General features: G+C 73.4%; 12 protein-coding genes and 2 pseudogenes. 8 read left to right on the top strand and 6 right to left on the bottom strand.

Annotated features, from left to right (window positions below):
• Positions 1 to 30: 30 nt before the first annotated feature.
• From PS271_RS09075 to PS271_RS09055, 5 genes are all read left to right on the top strand, one after another.
• Complete coding sequence (locus PS271_RS09075) at positions 31 to 1,182, top strand: Gfo/Idh/MocA family protein (protein ID WP_398381461.1); 1,152 nt, start codon at positions 31 to 33, stop codon at positions 1,180 to 1,182.
• Positions 1,179 to 2,333, top strand: a complete 1,155-nt coding sequence (locus PS271_RS09070) for a DUF993 family protein (protein WP_398381460.1) — start codon at positions 1,179 to 1,181, stop codon at positions 2,331 to 2,333. Before PS271_RS09075 ends, PS271_RS09070 begins: the two co-directional genes overlap by 4 nt.
• Positions 2,330 to 3,214 carry a sugar phosphate isomerase/epimerase family protein gene (locus tag PS271_RS09065; protein ID WP_398381459.1) on the top strand — a complete coding sequence of 295 codons (885 nt, stop codon included), beginning with the start codon at positions 2,330 to 2,332 and terminating at the stop codon, positions 3,212 to 3,214. The genes PS271_RS09070 and PS271_RS09065 overlap by 4 nt, the downstream gene beginning before the upstream one ends.
• A 219-nt stretch (positions 3,215 to 3,433) precedes the next feature.
• The gene (recD2, locus tag PS271_RS09060) at positions 3,434 to 5,653 is read left to right on the top strand and encodes an SF1B family DNA helicase RecD2 (protein WP_398381458.1); all 2,220 of its coding nucleotides are present in this window, start codon (positions 3,434 to 3,436) and stop codon (positions 5,651 to 5,653) included.
• A gap of 275 nt (positions 5,654 to 5,928) precedes the next feature.
• Positions 5,929 to 7,212: a citrate synthase gene (locus PS271_RS09055; protein ID WP_398381457.1), complete on the top strand. Its 1,284-nt coding sequence runs from the start codon at positions 5,929 to 5,931 to the stop codon at positions 7,210 to 7,212.
• A gap of 568 nt (positions 7,213 to 7,780) precedes the next feature.
• Here PS271_RS09055 and PS271_RS09050 read toward each other — a convergent pair.
• The 5 genes and pseudogenes from PS271_RS09050 to PS271_RS09030 all read right to left on the bottom strand — a co-directional run bounded on the left by PS271_RS09050 (position 7,781) and on the right by PS271_RS09030 (position 12,079).
• Complete coding sequence (locus tag PS271_RS09050) at positions 7,781 to 8,011, bottom strand: heavy-metal-associated domain-containing protein (protein WP_398381456.1); 231 nt, start codon at positions 8,009 to 8,011, stop codon at positions 7,781 to 7,783.
• Positions 8,012 to 8,167: 156 nt separating this feature from the next.
• Positions 8,168 to 8,374 carry a helix-turn-helix transcriptional regulator gene (locus PS271_RS09045; RefSeq protein WP_194960169.1) on the bottom strand — a complete coding sequence of 69 codons (207 nt, stop codon included), beginning with the start codon at positions 8,372 to 8,374 and terminating at the stop codon, positions 8,168 to 8,170.
• Between the two features lie 205 nt (positions 8,375 to 8,579).
• A pseudogene (locus tag PS271_RS09040) lies at positions 8,580 to 9,601 on the bottom strand (Gfo/Idh/MocA family protein).
• Between the two features lie 500 nt (positions 9,602 to 10,101).
• Complete coding sequence (locus PS271_RS09035) at positions 10,102 to 11,133, bottom strand: Gfo/Idh/MocA family protein (protein WP_398381455.1); 1,032 nt, start codon at positions 11,131 to 11,133, stop codon at positions 10,102 to 10,104.
• A 19-nt stretch (positions 11,134 to 11,152) separates the two neighbouring features.
• Entirely contained in the window at positions 11,153 to 12,079 is a 927-nt protein-coding gene (locus PS271_RS09030; RefSeq protein ID WP_398381454.1) for a sugar phosphate isomerase/epimerase family protein, read from the bottom strand.
• A gap of 184 nt (positions 12,080 to 12,263) precedes the next feature.
• Between PS271_RS09030 and iolC the strand changes: the two are divergent.
• From iolC to PS271_RS09015, 3 genes and pseudogenes are all read left to right on the top strand, one after another.
• Positions 12,264 to 13,283 (top strand): annotated as a pseudogene (gene iolC / locus PS271_RS09025) (5-dehydro-2-deoxygluconokinase); the annotation flags it as partial.
• A 410-nt stretch (positions 13,284 to 13,693) separates the two neighbouring features.
• A complete protein-coding gene (locus PS271_RS09020; protein ID WP_398381453.1) occupies positions 13,694 to 14,572 on the top strand; it encodes a Cgl0159 family (beta/alpha)8-fold protein in 879 nt (292 codons plus the stop codon).
• 67 nt (positions 14,573 to 14,639) lie between these two features.
• A complete protein-coding gene (locus PS271_RS09015) occupies positions 14,640 to 15,359 on the top strand; it encodes a ScbR family autoregulator-binding transcription factor (protein ID WP_398381452.1) in 720 nt (239 codons plus the stop codon).
• Between the two features lie 35 nt (positions 15,360 to 15,394).
• On the opposite strand, the gene PS271_RS09010 is transcribed toward PS271_RS09015, so the two are convergent.
• Positions 15,395 to 16,582: a sensor histidine kinase gene (locus PS271_RS09010; RefSeq protein WP_398381451.1), complete on the bottom strand. Its 1,188-nt coding sequence runs from the start codon at positions 16,580 to 16,582 to the stop codon at positions 15,395 to 15,397.
• Positions 16,583 to 16,886: the final 304 nt, after the last annotated feature.

The following is a 16,886-nucleotide window of genomic DNA, read 5'->3' as shown; positions in this document are numbered from 1 at the left end:
TCCCCGTACGGCAGAAGGGGGGAACGCACGATGCGCGCACGCAGAACCCTGCGGATCGCCATGAACGGCGTCACGGGCCGCATGGGGCACCGCCAGCACCTTGTCCGCTCGATCCTCGCCCTGCGGGAGCAGGGCGGCCTCGACCTCGGCGACGGCACCCGCCTGTGGCCGGAACCCGTCCTCGTCGGCCGCAGCGAGGCCCGCCTGAAGGAGCTCGCCGGACGGTACGGGTTCGACCGGTGGACCACCGGCCTCGACACCGTCCTGTCCGACCCCGCCGTGGACGTCTACTTCGACGCCCAGGCCACCTCCGCCCGCGAACCGGCCCTGCGCAAGGCCATCGACGCGGGCAAGCACGTCTACTGCGAGAAGCCGGTCGCCTGTGACTGGGGCGGGGCGCTGGACCTCGCCGACCGCGCCGCGGCGGCCGGCGTGAAGAACGGCGTCGTCCAGGACAAGCTGTTCCTCCCCGGCATCCGCAAGCTCAAGCGGCTCGTCGACGGCGGCTTCTTCGGCCGCGTCCTGTCCGTACGGGGAGAGTTCGGCTACTGGGTCTTCGAAGGCGACTGGCAGCCCGCCCAGCGCCCCTCCTGGAACTACCGTGACGCGGACGCCGGCATCACCGCCGACATGTTCCCCCACTGGGAGTACGTCCTGCGGGACCTCTTCGGCCCCGTGCGGAGCGTGCAGGCCCACGTCACCACCCACATCCCGCACCGCTGGGACGAGAGCGGCAAGCCCTACCGCGCGGCCGCCGACGACGCCGCCTACGCGATCATGGAGCTGGAGGGCGGCGTCGTCGCCCAGCTCAACTCCTCCTGGGCGGTGCGCGTCCACCGCGACGAGCTGCTGGAGTTCCAGGTCGACGGCACCAAGGGCTCGGCCGTCGCCGGGCTGCGCCACTGCCGCGTCCAGCACCGCTCCGTCACCCCCAAGCCGGTCTGGGATCCCGACGTCCCCACGGACGGCGACTTCCGCGCCCAATGGCAGGAGGTCCCCGACAACGAGCCGTTCGGCAACGCCTTCAAGGTGCAGTGGGAGCTGTTCCTGCGGCACGTCGCCCTGGACGAGCCCTGGCCCTACGACCTGCGCGCGGGCGCCCGCGGCGTACGGCTCGCGAGCCTGGCCCGGACGTCGGCCCGGGAAGGCCGCCGGATGCACTGGCAGGTGACCGCCCCGTGATCCGCCTGCCCGGCGCCGGCGGGCGGCTGCGCCCGTACGAGCCCACGGGCCGGTCCCTGGACCTCGCGCCCGGACCGCCGCCCGCCTCCCGCGCCGTCCTCGCCGCCGCCCACGTCGTCGCCGACCCCCTGGGGAACACCACGCCTCACGGCCCGGCCGCCCTCGACTGGGACGCCACCCTGGCCTTCCGCCGCCACCTGTGGGCGCACGGCCTGGGAGTCGCCGAGGCGATGGACACCGCCCAGCGCGGCGCGGGCCTCGACTGGCCCGCCGCGGCCGAGCTGATCCGGCGCTCCGCCGCGGAGGCGAAGGCCGCCGGCGGCCGCATCGTCTGCGGGGCCGGCACCGACCAGCTCACGCCCCCGTACGGCACTCCGGCGGCCGTCACCGCCGCCTACGAGGAACAGCTGGAACTGGTGGAGGCGGCGGGTGCCCAGGCCGTCCTGCTGGCTTCGCGGGCCCTCGCCGCCGCCGCGGCCGGCCCGGACGACTACCGCGACGTCTACGGCACCCTGCTGCGGCAGAGCGCGCGGCCCGTGATCCTGCACTGGCTGGGCCCGGCGTTCGACCCCGCCCTGGAGGGCTACTGGGGCAGCACCGACCCGGACGCCGCCGCGGACACCCTCCTGGACGTCGTCGCCGCCCGGCCGGAAAAGGTCGACGGCGTCAAGGTGTCACTGCTGGACGCGGAGCGCGAGCGCGCCCTGCGCCGCCGGCTGCCCGCCGGGGTGCGCTGCTACACGGGCGACGACTTCCACTACCCGGACCTCGTCGAGGGCGGCGCCGGCGGCCACAGCGACGCCCTGCTCGGTGTCTTCGACCCGCTGGCGCCCCTCGCCGCCCACGCGGTGCGGGCGCTCGACCGGGGCGACCGGGGCCGCTTCCGCGCCCTCCTGGACCCCACCGTCCCGCTGGCCCGTCACCTCTTCGCACCGCCGACCCACTGCTACAAGACGGGAATCGTGCTGCTCGCGTGGCTCGCCGGGCACCAGGGCCACTTCACCATGGCGGGAGGCGGGCACGCGGCGCGCTCCCTGCCGCACCTCGCGCGCGCGTACCGGCTGGCCGACGGCCTCGGCCTCTTCCCCGACCCCGGTCTCGCCGAGGCCAGGATGCGTCAGTTGCTGGCCGTCCACGGGGTGGAGCCGTGACCGGCCTCGCGCGCTTCAGCCTCAACCAGCAGACCGTCCGGCAGTGGTCCTTGCCGGAGCTCGCGACGGGGTGCGCGGCGGCGGGGGTGCGGTACGTGGGGCTGTGGCGCGGGCCCGTGCGGGAGTACGGGGCGGCCGCGGCCGGGCGGCTCGTGCGGGCGCACGGACTGGGCGTCAGCAGTCTGTGCCGCGGCGGCTTCCTGACCTCCCCCGAGCCCGCGGCGCGGGCGGCCGCGCTCGCGGACAACCGGGCGGCCGTCGAGGAGGCCGCCGAGCTCGGGGCGCCCGTCCTCGTCCTCGTCCCGGGCGGGCTGCCCCCGGGCTCGGGTGACCTGCCCGGCGCGCGCGAGCGGGTGGCGGAGGCGCTCGCCGGGCTCGCCCCGTACGCGGCCGGGCACGGCGTCCGGCTCGCGATCGAGCCGCTGCACCCCATGTACGCCTCCGACCGCAGCGTCGTCTCCACGCTCCGTCAGGCCCTCGACCTGGCCGAGCGGTTCCCCGCCGACCAGGTCGGCGTCGTGGCCGACAGCTACCACCTGTGGTGGGACGACACCGTGCCCGGGCAGCTCGCGCGGGCGGGGGAGAGCGGCCGGATCGCGGCCCTCCAGCTCGCCGACTGGGTCACGCCGCTGCCGGAAGGGGCGCTGCTCGGCCGCGGCCAGCTCGGCGACGGTTGCATCGACCTCCGCCGGTTCTTCGAACAGGCCATCGCGGCGGGCTACCGGGGTCCGGTGGAGGCCGAGATCTTCAGTCCGCGGCTGTGGGCCAGGGATGGAGCGGAAGTCCTTGCGGAGACGCTGGAACGTTACCTTCGGTATGTGCTTGCTCGACCCGAGGTAGCCGGAGACCCTGAAATCGCACAAAGGGTAACGGAAGAATAACTCCTTGAAAGCATTGCAACCCTTTGCGGCCCGGGTGGGTCGTACATGGCATCGGGCTTCCTGGGGAGGGATCCGGGGGGATTCGGAGGAAGCCGGTTTTGGGGGGATACGAGGGGCCCGGTCGTCGGACCGGGCCCCTCTGCGTTGCCGTGCACCCGGTGCGCCCGGAGTTATCCACAGCCTCGAACCGTTGTCGGAGCGCCCCGGTACCGTCGGTGCATGGTCCAGATGGCAGTCGTCGAAGGTGTCCTGGAGCGGATCACCTACGCCAATGAGGAGAGCGGCTATACGGTCGCGCGCGTCGACACCGGCCGCGGCAGCGGCGACCTCCTCACGGTGGTCGGCTCGCTCCTCGGCGCGCAGCCGGGGGAGTCGCTGCGCCTGGAGGGCCGCTGGGGCTCCCACCCGCAGTACGGACGGCAGTTCACCGTCGAGAACTACACCACGGTCCTGCCCGCCACGATCCAGGGCATCCGCCGCTATCTCGGCTCCGGCCTGATCAAGGGCATCGGCCCGCGCATCGCCGACCGCATCACCGAGCACTTCGGCACGGACACCCTCGACGTCATCGAGAGCGACCCCGGCCGCCTCATCGAGGTCCCCGGCCTCGGCCCGAAGCGCACGAAGCTGATCGGCGCCGCCTGGGAGGAGCAGAAGGCCATCAAGGAGGTCATGGTCTTCCTCCAGGGCGTCGGGGTCTCCACCTCCATCGCCGTGCGCATCTACAAGAAGTACGGGGACGCCTCCATCTCCGTCACCCGCAATCAGCCCTACCGGCTGGCCGCCGACGTGTGGGGCATCGGCTTCCTCACCGCCGACCGCATCGCCCAGGCCGTGGGCATCCCGCACGACAGCCCCGAGCGGGTCAAGGCCGGCCTCCAGTACGCCCTTTCCCAGTCCACCGACCAGGGCCACTGCTACCTCCCCGAGGAGCGGCTGATCGCCGACGCCGTGAAGCTCCTCCAGGTGGACACCGGGCTCGTCATCGACTGCCTCGCCGAGCTGGCGGCGGAGGAGAACGGGGAAGGGGCGGCGGGGGTGGTCCGCGAGAAGGTCCCCGGCGCCGAGGACGGGCAGCCCGTCACCGCCGTCTACCTCGTTCCCTTCCACCGCGCCGAACTCTCCCTGGCCGGGCAGCTGAAGCGGCTGCTCGGCGACGGCGCCGACCGGCTCGCCGCCTTCCAGGACGTCGACTGGGACCGGGCCCTGAGCTGGCTCGCGGGCCGCACGGGCGCGCAGCTCGCCCCCGAGCAGCGGGACGCGGTCCGGCTCGCGCTCTCCAGCAAGGTCGCCGTGCTCACCGGCGGGCCGGGCTGCGGCAAGTCCTTCACCGTCCGTTCCGTGGTCGAACTGGCCCGCGCCAAGGGGGCCAAGGTGGTCCTCGCGGCCCCCACCGGGCGGGCGGCGAAGCGGCTCTCCGAGCTCACGGGCGCCGAGGCGTCCACCGTGCACCGGCTCCTGGAGCTCAAGCCCGGCGGCGATGCCGCGTACGACAAGGACCGCCCCCTGGACGCCGACCTCGTGGTCGTGGACGAGGCGTCCATGCTCGACCTGCTGCTGGCCAACAAGCTCGTCAAGGCCGTGCCGCCGGGCGCCCACCTGCTCCTCGTCGGCGACGTGGACCAACTGCCCTCCGTGGGCGCCGGGGAGGTGCTGCGCGACCTCCTGGCCCCCGGCAGCCCCGTCCCCGCCGTCCGGCTCACCCGCATCTTCCGGCAGGCGCAGCAGTCCGGCGTGGTCACCAATGCGCACCGCATCAACTCCGGGGCGCCGCCCATCACTCACGGGATGACGGACTTCTTCCTCTTCGCCGAGGAGGACACCGAGGAGGCGGGCCGGCTCACCGTGGACGTGGCGGCCCGGCGCATCCCCGCCAAGTTCGGGCTCGACCCCCGCCGGGACGTCCAGGTGCTGGCGCCGATGCACCGCGGCCCGGCCGGCGCCGGCACCCTCAACGGACTGCTCCAGCAGGCGATCACGCCCGCCCGGCCCGACCTGCCCGAGAAGCGCTTCGGCGGCCGGGTCTTCCGCGTCGGCGACAAGGTCACCCAGGTGCGCAACAACTACGAAAAGGGGCAAAACGGGGTCTTCAACGGCACGGTGGGCGTCGTCACCGGCCTCGACGCCGTCGAGCAGCGGCTCACCGTGCGCACCGACGAGGACGAGGAAGTGGGCTACGACTTCGACGAACTCGACGAGCTCGCGCACGCCTACGCCGTGACCATCCACCGCTCGCAGGGCAGCGAATACCCGGCCGTGGTGATCCCCGTCACCACCGGTGCGTGGATGATGCTGCAACGCAATCTGCTCTATACCGCGGTGACCCGGGCAAAACGGCTGGTGGTGCTGGTGGGCTCGCGGAAGGCGCTCGGGCAGGCCGTACGGACCGTATCCGCAGGCAGGAGGTGTACCGCGCTCGATCACCGGCTGGGAATGTGAGGACGATCGGGGAGGTTTTGTGAAGGGCTGGATGGTCCCTTTTCGGCCCGGAGAGGCCTCGAAGGGGCCCTGGAGGGCGCGGATCCGGGGTGGGATTCGTCTCTCATCGGTTTACCAACCGGGGCGAAGGGGGCAGTATGGCCAGGCTGGGCGGCACTGAGTGCCGTCTTTAGGCCCTATGGCCGACCCCGAGTGCACGTGCATCGTCCAAATGGGGGAAGGTAGGGGTAGTCAGGGCACCTCGAAGAAGAGGCACAACGTCGGTGAGGGATGACGTGAGCGACAACTCTGTAGTAGTGCGGTACGGGGACGGCGAATACACCTACCCGGTGGTCGACAGCACCGTCGGCGACAAGGGCTTCGATATCGGCAAGCTCCGCGCCCAGACCGGTCTGGTGACCCTGGACTCCGGTTACGGCAACACCGCCGCCTACAAATCCGCGATCACCTACCTCGACGGTGAGCAGGGCATCCTGCGCTACCGGGGTTACCCGATCGAGCAGCTCGCCGAGCGCAGCTCCTTCCTCGAGACCGCCTTCCTGCTGATCAACGGCGAGCTGCCGTCGGCCGGCGAGCTGGAGACCTTCAAGGGCGAGATCACCCAGCACACCCTGCTGCACGAGGACGTCAAGCGGTTCTTCGACGGCTTCCCGCGCGACGCCCACCCGATGGCCATGCTGTCCTCCGTGGTCAGCGCGCTGTCGACCTTCTACCAGGACAGCCACAACCCGTTCGACGAGAAGCAGCGCCACCTCTCCACGATCCGGCTGCTCGCCAAGCTGCCGACGATCGCGGCGTACGCGTACAAGAAGTCGATCGGCCACCCGATCGTCTACCCGCGCAACGACCTCGGCTACGTCGAGAACTTCCTGCGCATGACGTTCTCGGTGCCCGCCGCCGAGTTCGAGCTGGACCCGGTCGTCGTCAGCGCCCTGGACAAGCTGCTGATCCTGCACGCCGACCACGAGCAGAACTGCTCCACGTCGACCGTGCGTCTGGTGGGCTCCTCGCAGGCCAACCTGTTCGCGTCGATCTCCGCCGGCATCAACGCCCTGTGGGGCCCGCTGCACGGCGGCGCCAACCAGTCGGTGCTGGAGATGCTCGAGGGCATCCGCGCCAACGGCGGCGACGTCGACTCCTTCATCCGCAAGGTGAAGAACAAGGAGGACGGCGTCCGCCTGATGGGCTTCGGGCACCGCGTCTACAAGAGCTTCGACCCCCGGGCGAAGATCATCAAGGCGGCGGCGCACGATGTCCTCTCGGCGCTCGGCAAGTCCGACGAGCTGCTCGACATCGCGCTGAAGCTCGAAGAGCACGCGCTCTCCGACGACTACTTCGTCTCGCGCAACCTCTACCCGAACGTGGACTTCTACACGGGTCTGATCTACCGGGCCATGGGCTTCCCGACCGAGATGTTCACCGTGCTCTTCGCGCTCGGCCGCCTTCCGGGCTGGATCGCGCAGTGGCACGAGATGATCAAGGAGCCGGGTTCCCGCATCGGCCGTCCGCGCCAGATCTACACCGGCGTCGTCGAGCGGGACCTGCCCGAGCGCGCCTGACGCGCTGCCGCCGCGCCTGAGGCCCGAAGTCTGAGGCCTCAGGTCTGAGGCCTTGAGGTCCGAGGGCCGACGGCGCGGCCGTCCGGCCCCGTAGCCGGCAAAAGCCCTGAGAGCCGCCATGGCTCTCAGGGCTTTTCGCATGGGCGCACGGGCCTGGAAAAAGCGCCCCGCCACCGATCCCCCCACGGGTCGGAGCGGGGCGCTTCCCGTTCCCCGGTACGGATTCCCCCCACGGGATCCGGCCGGGAGCCTCGGTGCGCGCAGCCGACGCGATCTGCCGGGACGCGTACGTACGGGAGGGCCGCTCAAAGCTCCCCGGAGTACGTGCCCCGGCCACGCGTGGCCGGTACCGTCCCCCAAGACGATCCAGCACTGCCCGGTTAGACCCACGACCCCCCGCAATGGTTACGTTGCCATTGCTGTGATCTAGGTCTCCTGCCATAACGGGCGCAGTCGGGCAAGGTCCCGCTTGTGTGGGTGTTGTGTCACTTATGTGGGTTACGTGTCGGACTGGGGTGCGGTTCTGCGCGCCGGGGCGCGCCTCGCCGGGCCGGGGCCGGGGGTCGGCTCAGGCGCGGCCGGTGAGCTCGTAGCCCGCCTCGTCCACCGCGGCGCGCACGGCCTCCTCGTCCAGCGGGGCCGCGGAGACCACGGTGACCTCGCCGCTGGCGGCCACGGCCTGCACGGACGTGACGCCGGCCAGGGCGGAGAGCTCCTCCTTCACGGCGGACTCGCAGTGGCCGCAAGTCATGCCGGTCACGCGGTAGACGGTGGTGGTGGCGGTGGGCTGGGAGCTCATGACGGTTCTCCTAAGGAAGATCGATCGTGGCGCTGTAGGGGAACAGCTTACCCCCTGGGGGTATTCCGGGAGGGGCAGGGAGCGAAGACGGAGAGGGCCGGGACGGGAATGGCAGGGGCCCCGGACCGTGACGGTCCGGGGCCGGAGGGGTGGGGGTCAGTTCTTCGGATCGCGCCGGGCACGGTTGCCCGGGCGGCTCGCCACCCAGGCGCGGACCGTGTCCGCGTACCAGTAGGGCTTGCCGCCCTCGGTGTGGTCGGGCTTGGGCAGCAGCCCGTGCTTGCGGTAGGTCCGCACGGTATCGGTCTGGACGCCGATGTGCGCTGCGATCTCCTTGTAGGACCAGAGTCGACGGTCAGTCATCTCGCGCCTCTCCGCTGCGTCGCAGCGACGGAGGGGGGTCCGTCGGGGGAGCTGCGACGCGGCCTTGTCGATCACCACGACTGTTGTTCGGTGAACGACGGAGAGTGACCGCTGATGCGGCGCCGTGGTACGGCTGTGACGGAAGGGAGGCGGGAACGTGACGCCTGTGACGGGCGTATGACGCTGCTTCGAGCGCCGGCCGGCGTCAGGGCCGGTCCGCTGCCGCGTCCGCCGCCGTGACGCGCACCGGGCGGTTCTCCCGCCGGGACGTCTCGCACGCCTCGGCCACCAGCAGGGCGTGCAGCCCCTCGCGGCCGGGGCACGGGTTGGGGGCCTCGCCGCGTGCGGCTTGGAGGAAGGCGGCCAGCTCGGCGCGGTACGCGGGGGCGAACCGCTCCAGGAAGCCGGTCCAGGGGCGTGCGGGCGGGGGCGGGCCGGCCGGTTCGGCCGATGTCGCGGGCGTACGGCGTCCAGGCCGACGACCCACTGGTCGCGCTCGCCCGACAGCTCCATGCGGACGTCGTAGCCCGCGCCGTTGCAGCGGGTCGCTGTCGCCGTGACGAGCGTGCCGTCGTCGAGGGTGAGGAGGACGGCGGCGGTGTCCACGTCGCCCGCTTCCTCGAAGACGGCCGCGGACGCCCCGCCGGTCGCGCCGCGGGCGTACACCTCCGTCACCTCGCGGCCCGTCAGCCACCTGACGGCGTCGAAGTCGTGCACCAGGCAGTCCCGGATCAGCCCGCCGGAGCGCGCCAGGAACGCGGCGGGCGGGGGCGCGGGGTCGGAGGTGACGGCGCGGATCGTGTGCACGCGGCCGAGGCGGCCTGAGCGGAGGGCGGTGCGGGCCGCGAGGAATCCGGCGTCGAAGCGGCGCTGGAAGCCCAGTTGCAGGAGGGCGCCCGCCGCGTCCACCTCGCGGAGCGCGCGCAGCGTGCCCGGGATGTCGAGGGCGACGGGCTTCTCGCAGAACGCGGGGAGGCCGGCGCGGGCCGCGCTCGCGATCAGGGCGGGGTGGGCCGCGGTGGTCGCCGCGATCACGACCGCGTCGACGCCGGCGCCGAACACGGCCTCGGGGGAGGGGGCGGTACGGGCGCGGACGCGCGTGGCGACGTCCGCTGCGCGGTGCGGGTCGGTGTCCGCGATGACGAGTTCCTCGACGCCGCCGAGCGAGGCGAGCACCTCAGCATGATGCGCCCCGATCCGCCCGGCCCCGACCACTCCGATCCGCATGCGTCTGACTCCGTCCTCGCGTGTTCGTACGACCTCCGCCGGTTCGGGACCGCCGGTCTCCGTCGTCGTGGTTGCTCGCCGTTGCGGCGGGGGAGAGGGGGCGCTGCCCGTCGGGCGCGGGGCCCTGCCGCCCCCGCCGGGCGAGGAAGTCCCGCCGCGACGGCGCCGAACCCCCGCCGGGGTGCCCGGCGGTGCCGTGCGGCAGCTGCCGGTTCGGCACCGCCGGTTTCCGTCGTCGTGGCTGATCGCCGTTGCGGCGGGACGAAGGGGTGCTGCCCGGCAGGTGTGTGCGGGAGTCTGCGGTGTCCCGCGGATCTCGCCGCAGGTGAGGAAAATCCCGCCGCGACGGTGCGCAACCCCCGCCGGGGTGTTCGGCGGTGCCGTGCGGCATCCAGCTGGTTCGGTACCGCCGGTCTGCGCATGGGTGGCTGATCGTCGGGGGCGGGATGAGGGCAGGCGCCCGCGCGCAGCTTGCGGAAAGGCGACGGTGGCACGCAGTGTCATGCGTACAGGGACGGGCGCGGCGTCAGGGTGACCTCTGTTCGGGTGCCCGATGCCTGGGCTCGGACGCCTGCCTCACAGGCTGCCGCTGCCGCGTAGCCGTCCCAGACGCTCGGGCCCTCTGTTACGCCGCGGCGGGACGCGTCGACCCAGTGCTGGAGTTCGCGGTCGTACGCCTCGCGGAAGCGGTCCACGTAGTCCTGGGCGATGGCGCCGCCCCAGCGGCCGGCGGCGTTCACGTACAGGCCGTGCGCGTCGCCCAGCCGCGCGCTGCCGCGCTCGCCGACCGCCTCGCACTGCACCTGGTAGCCGAAGCCGCAGTTGACGAAGACCTCGACGTCGGCCACGGCGCCGCCGGACGTCTCCAGGAGGACCAGCTGAGGGTCGCTCAGGCCCTCCGGCGCGGCCGGCGAGGGAGCCGGTTTCACCACGCTCACCGCCGTGATCTCCTGCCCCAGCAGCCACCGCGTGGCATCGATCTCGTGCACCACCGAGTCGTTGATCATCATCGCCTCGGTGAAGCCCGGCGGCGTGGCCACGTTCCGGTGCCGGCAGTGGAGCATCAGGGCCCGCCCGAGCCCGCCGCCGTCGAGGAGCGCCTTCAGCTGCACGTACTCCGTGTCGTAGCGGCGCATGAACCCCACCTGCGCCCGCCGGTGCCCGAGCCGGACCTCGGCCTCCATCACCCGCAGCGCGGACTCCGCGCCGGGCGTGAGCGGCTTCTCGCACAGCACGGGCAGGTCCCGCGCGAAGGCGTCCAGCAGCGCCGCCTCGTGCGCGGGGCCGGGCGAGGCGATGAGCACGGCGTCCACGTCGCCGGCGTCCATCGCGGCGGCCGCGTCGGTGTACGCGGTGCAGCCGGGGACGCCGTCCGCGATCCGCTCGGCGCGCTCGCCGTCGACGTCTATGACCGCGCTGACACGCGCCCCGCTGATGACCCGGTCGAGGCGCCGGACGTGGTCGGAGCCCATCCGGCCCGTGCCGATGACCGCGACGCCGAGCGCGCGCCCGCCTCCGCTTGCCTCATTCATGCGTGCAAGTCTCCCGGTCTCAGACGCCGCAGCCGCGCAGGAAGCCCCGCGTGCGCCGCGCGATGGGCAGGGGGCGGTCCGGCGGGCACGGGTACATGTCCTGTTCCACGATGGCGAACAGGTCCGCGTCCAGCCGGGAGGCCGCGGCGAGGACCGGCTCCAGCGCGGGAACGCCCCGCGGGGGCTCGCACATGACGCCCTGCCGGACGGCGGGCCCGAACGCCGTCCCCTTGGCGCGGACGTCCGCGAGGACTTCCGGATCCACCTGCTTGAGGTGGAGGTAGCCGATCCGCTCCCCGTACGTCTCGATGAGCTTGACGCTGTCGCCGCCGCAGTACGCGTAGTGCCCCGTGTCCAGGCACAGGGCGACCAGCGACGCGTCGGTGGCGTCCAGGAAGCGCTCGACGTGCGCCTCGGTGTCGAGGTGCGTGTCGGCGTGCGGGTGGACGACGATCCCGAGCCCGTAGCGCTCGCGGACCTCGCGGCCGAGCCGCTCCATACCGGCGGTGAGCTGCCGCCACTGATCCGCGGTCAGCTCGGGGTCCTCGACGAGCTCGGCGGTCTTGTCGTCGCGCCAGAAGGAGGGGATGACGACGAGGTGCCGCGCCCCCATCGCGGCGGTGAGCTCCGCGACGGGCGCGACGTGCGCCCACGTCGCCTCCCAGGTGTCCGGCCCGCGGTGCAGCGCGGTGAAGACCGTGCCGGCGGAGACCGTGAGGCCGCGCCGCTGCGTCTCGTCGCGCAGCCGGGCCGGGTCGGTGGGCAGATAGCCGTACGGGCCCAGCTCGATCCACTCGTAGCCCGCGTCGGCGACCTCGTCCAGGAACTGCCGCCAGGGCAGCTGGGCCGGATCGTCGGCGAACCAGACGCCCCAGGAGTCGGGGGCGGAGCCGACCCGGATCCGGTGCGGTGAGGGGAGGTTCGCGGACGCGTCGGGAGCGGGCATCGGGCTCCTCCTCGGGCGAGGGGCTGGGTTGCCCGTAGCTTCCCCGCGGTAAGGGGGAGTGTCAAGGCTACGTCCTGACATACGGACGTTACGTCAAGATGTCTTCCGCTCGCGTCTATATGTAAGGACAATGACCCGGGCCGGATCCGCAGGAAGCAGGAAGCTGGAAGCAGGAAGGGCGCCGATGAGCCACCCGAGCCACTCGAGTCACCCGCGTGCGCGTACGTCTTTCGACCTGATCGCCATGGGCCGGGTCGGCGTGGACCTCTACCCCTTGCAGACCGGGGTGCCGCTGGCGAAGGCCGAGAGCTTCGGCAAGTTCCTCGGCGGCTCGCCCGCGAACGTCGCGGTCGCCGCGGCGCGGCTCGGCCGGCGCGCGGCGCTCATCAGCCGCACGGGCGCGGACCCCTTCGGCGACTTCCTCCACGACGCTCTGCGCGGCTTCGGCGTGGCCGACCGGTGGGTGACGCCCGTCGCCGCGTACCAGACGCCCCTGACGTTCTGTGAGATCTTCCCGCCGGACGACTTCCCGCTCTACTTCTACCGCCGCCCCAAGGCGCCCGACCTGGAGATCCACGCCGACGAGCTTGACCTCGGCGCGATCCGGGCCGCCCGGATCTTCTGGGCGACCGGCACCGGGCTGTGCGAGGAGCCCAGCCGGACCGCGACGCTGGCCGCGCTCGCGGCGCGGGGGCGGCGCGGCGTCACGGTCCTCGACCTGGACTGGCGGCCGCTGTTCTGGGGCGGCGAGGGCGGCGCGTCGGGGCACGGCGGGCGTACGGGCCCGGCCGCCATGGCCGCCGCCCGGCCGCACTACGCCGCGGCCCTCGCCCACGCCACGGTCGCCGTCGGCAACGCCGACGAGTGCGAGGTCGCCACGGGCGAGCGCGCGCCGTACGCCGCGGCGCGGGCGCTGCTCGGCGCCGGGGCCGAACTCGCCGTGGTCAAGCGGGGCCCCGAGGGCGTCCTCGCCGTCCACCGCGACGGGACGACGGCGGAAGTGCCGCCCGTGGAGGTGGACGTGGTGAACGGGCTCGGGGCGGGCGACGCCTTCGGCGGTGCGCTGTGCCACGGTCTGCTGGCCGGCTGGCCCCTGGAACGCACGCTCCGGTTCGCCAACGCGGCGGGGGCGCTGGTGGCTTCGCGCCTGTCGTGCTCGTCGGCGATGCCGACGGGGGAGGAGATCGAGGCGTTGCTGGCGGGCGGCCGGCGGGGCGGCTCTCCGGGCGGCCCGCCGGGCGGGGCTGCCGAGCCCGGGACGCCGGGTGGGCCTGGGGGGCCTGGTGAGCCTGGTGCGGCCGGGCCCTCCGGCGGGTCCGTCGCCCCCGGGGGATCCGGTGCCTCCCAGGCGCCCCGATCGTCCGGGGCGGACGCCGCCCCGCCGCGTACGGGAACCCGACCGTCCGGCACGGACCCCCGCCCCTCCGGTGCGGCCCCTCGCCCTTCCGACGTGGACCGTCGTCCTTCCGGCACGGCCCCCCGCCCCTCTGGCGCGGACCCTCGCTCTTCCGGCACGGCCCCTCGTCCCTCCGCCACGGACCCTCGCCCTCCCGCCACGGCCCCCCGCCCCTCCGCCACGGCCCCCCGCGCCCCCCGTACGGAGGTCCCCCGCTCGTGAGCGTGCGTATTGCAGACCTGGCCCGCATCCGTAGCCGGCACCCCGAGGCCGTTGCCGAGGCTGCCGCGCGTCGCGGGCGGCGGGCGCTGGTCGGGGAGAGCGGGCGGCTGATGGTCATCGCGGCGGACCATCCCGCCCGCGGCGCCCTCGCCGTCGGCGACCGGCCGTTCGCCATGGCGGCGCGGCCCGACCTGCTGGAGCGGCTCTGCCTCGCGCTGTCGCGGCCCGGCGTCGACGGCGTGCTGGCCTCCGCCGACATCCTGGACGACCTGCTGCTGCTCGGCGCGCTGGAGGACAAGGTCGTCATCGGGTCCATGAACCGCGGCGGGCTCGCCGGCGCGGCCTTCGAGCTCGACGACCGCTTCACCGGGCCGCGCGCGGAGGACCTGGCCGCGCTCGGCTTCGACGCCGGGAAGCTGCTCCTGCGCATCGACCCCGCCGACCCCGGCTCGCTGCGGACCCTGCACGCGGCCGCCCGCACCGTCGACGAGATGGCCGCCCGGAGGCTGCCGGTCTTCGTCGAACCGTTCCTGTCCCGCCGTACCGGCGGCCGCGTCGTCAACGACCTTCGCGCCGACGCCGTCACGACGGCGATCGCCATCGCCTCCGGGCTGGGCGGGACGTCCGCGTACACCTGGCTGAAGGTGCCGGTGACGGACGACCCCGCGGACATGGCACGGGTGATGGAGACGTCGACGCTGCCGGCGGTGCTGCTCGGCGGCGACGTGGGCGGCGACCAGGACGCGGCGTACGAGCGCTGGCGGTCGGCGCTGCGCCTGCCGACGGTGCAGGGACTGGTGGCGGGCCGGGCGCTCCTCTACCCCGCGGACGGGGACGTGGCGGGGGCCGTGGACACGGCGGTCAGTCTGCTGTGATGCGCCGTGTAAGATACGTACCGTACGGTATGTATCTAGGCGGAGTTCACCAGCACGGAGGTTTCTCGTGGCGAAGCAGGAGCGGGCGGTCCGCACGCGCCGTCTGATCCTGGAAGCGGCCGGCGCCGTCTTCGACGAGTTCGGCTACGAGTCGACGACCATCGCGCAGATCCTCGCGCGCGCAGGCGTGACCAAGGGCGCCCTGTACTTCCACTTCGCCTCCAAGGAGGAGCTGGCCCGCGGGGTCCTCGACCAGGCGCTGACCCTGGAGGGCGTCCTGCCCCAGGAGTCGAGGCTGCAGGAGTGGGTCGACGTGGGCATGGTCCTCGCCCACCGCCTGCCCGCCGAGCCCTTGCTGAGCGCCTCCGTCCGGCTGTCCGCCGACCGCAAGGCCCGTGACCTGTTCGGCACTTCCTGGCCCGCCTGGATCGACTTCATCGCGGGGCAGCTGACCGAGGCCAAGGCGCAGGGCGAGGTGCTGCCCCACATCGACCCCGCCGCGACGGCCACGCTCTTCGTCGGTGCGTGGACCGGCGTGGAGATCCTCGCCACCGCCCACGGCGAGAGCGGCGCCCTGGAGAAGCGGATCGCCCTCCTCTACGACACCTTCCTGCCCGGCATCGCCGTCCCCGGCGCGCTGCGGAACCTCGACACCTCCTCCGACCGCGGGGCCCGCGTCTGGAAGCTCCACCAGGCCCAGCGCGAGGCGCAGCTCGACGTCCGGCGCCAGGAGGAAGGCGCAGCGGCCACAGCCGCAGCCGCAGCCGCAGCCACAGCCACGGCCTGAGCGTCACGGCCACCCCCGGAAGCCCCCCTCGGGCCTCAGCCGCGCGCCAGCAGCGGTACGTGAATGCTCACCCGGGTCCCCTCTCCCGGGGTGCTCTCCAGCGTCACCCGGCCGCCGATGTCCTCGATGCGCTCGCGCACCCACCGCAGACCCCCGGCCGCCGGTGCGCACATGACGCGCGCCGCGTCGAAGCCGGGCCCGGCGTCCTCCACCCGGGCGTGGGCCCAGCGCCGCGTCACCCGCGTCGTCACCTCCACCGCCGCGCCCGGGGCGTGCACGAAGCTGTTGGCCAGGCATTCGCGCAGGGACCAGAACAGCTCGCGCCGGGAGGCGTCCGACAGCAGTGACTCGTCCCCCGTGGCGGCCACGGACACCGGCGTCCCGGGCGTGACCTGCGCGGCGAACTCCTCGACGGACCGTGCCAGCGGCGGCAGTTCGGCCGCCAGGCGCAGCTCCCCGACCAGCTCCCGCGACCGCCCGAGCGCCTCGCGTACGAGGTCCCCGGCGGTCCGTGCCTCCCCGGCGCCGGGGGACTCCAGGTGGCGCAGGGCCAGGGTGAGCGAGGTGCCGAGCTGATCGTGGATCTCCCGTGCCAGCCGCCGGCGCTCCCGCCAGACCTCGTCGCCCTGCCCCGCGGCGGCGCTGCCGCCGAGCAGCCGCACCACCCGCGCCGCACGGCGCGCGGTCCCCGCCCCCCGCGGGTCACCGCACGCCAGCACCTCCTGGAGCGCGCACTCCAGCAGCAGGCCCGCGGCCGCTTCCGGGACCCGGGTGTCCGCGCGCAGCGCCGCCGGGGCCCGCCGGGCGGCCGCGGGCGCCGGATTGCCCCGTTCGGCGGCGGATTCCGCCGCCGCCAGCAGGCACCGCGCGTGCAGGGCGAGGGAGGAGCGCAGCGTGGGCGCATCGCACCCGAGCTCTTCCAAGACCTCCGGCAGAGCCGCCTCGTAGCGGCGCATCACCGCGCCCGTATCGACGCCCAGAGCGCTCCCGGGCGCCCCGCGCCGCTGCGCGGGCACCATGGGCACCACTACCTGTCCCGGCTGCCCCGGTGCGGACTGCCGCCCCCCGTGCGCCCCCTGCGCCCGGTGGGATCCGAGGGACGAGACGGCCGAACGGCCCAGCCCCTCCTGCAAGGCCGTCGTGAAGCCGTTCCCCACGACGGCCTCCAGCAGGGCGAACCCCGACCGGCCGCCATGTCCCTCTGAGACGTCCGCGATTCCCACATGTCCCCCCACGTGTGCGTCGATCCAGCGTTTGAACGTTAACAAACCGGTCAGCCTGTTTGTCAACAGCCTTCGTGAAGATGATGAGGGGTTCGTGGGGGAGATGTGGTGGCTCCGTCGCGCTCACTGGACCGATATGACGGACTTGTGGGGGAGGGGAAACCGGATCATCGGTATTCGGCACAGGTGATGCGTCGATTTTGCGCCACGCGCTTCCCGCCCCTGGACGTGCGACAGGGCCGTACGGGGCGGCCGGCCCGGCCCCCCTCCGGTGGCCGGCCGTCCCGTACGGCCCTGTTCGTGC

The organism is Streptomyces sp. SCA2-17 (assembly GCF_044336695.1).
The sequence above is the reverse complement of the archived record's forward strand: the minus strand, read 5'-3'. Positions and strand labels throughout refer to the sequence as shown.

Excerpts from the sequence above, each read along its gene's own strand:
- PS271_RS09050 (WP_398381456.1), bottom strand. The coding sequence starts at position 8,011 with ATGAGCTCCCAGCCCACCGCCACCACCACCGTCTACCGCGTGACCGGC.
- PS271_RS09030 (WP_398381454.1), bottom strand. The coding sequence starts at position 12,079 with ATGCCCGCTCCCGACGCGTCCGCGAACCTCCCCTCACCGCACCGGATC.
- recD2 (WP_398381458.1), top strand. The coding sequence starts at position 3,434 with ATGGTCCAGATGGCAGTCGTCGAAGGTGTCCTGGAGCGGATCACCTAC.
- PS271_RS09045 (WP_194960169.1), bottom strand. The coding sequence starts at position 8,374 with ATGACTGACCGTCGACTCTGGTCCTACAAGGAGATCGCAGCGCACATC.
- PS271_RS09075 (WP_398381461.1), top strand. The coding sequence starts at position 31 with ATGCGCGCACGCAGAACCCTGCGGATCGCCATGAACGGCGTCACGGGC.
- PS271_RS09035 (WP_398381455.1), bottom strand. The coding sequence starts at position 11,133 with ATGAATGAGGCAAGCGGAGGCGGGCGCGCGCTCGGCGTCGCGGTCATC.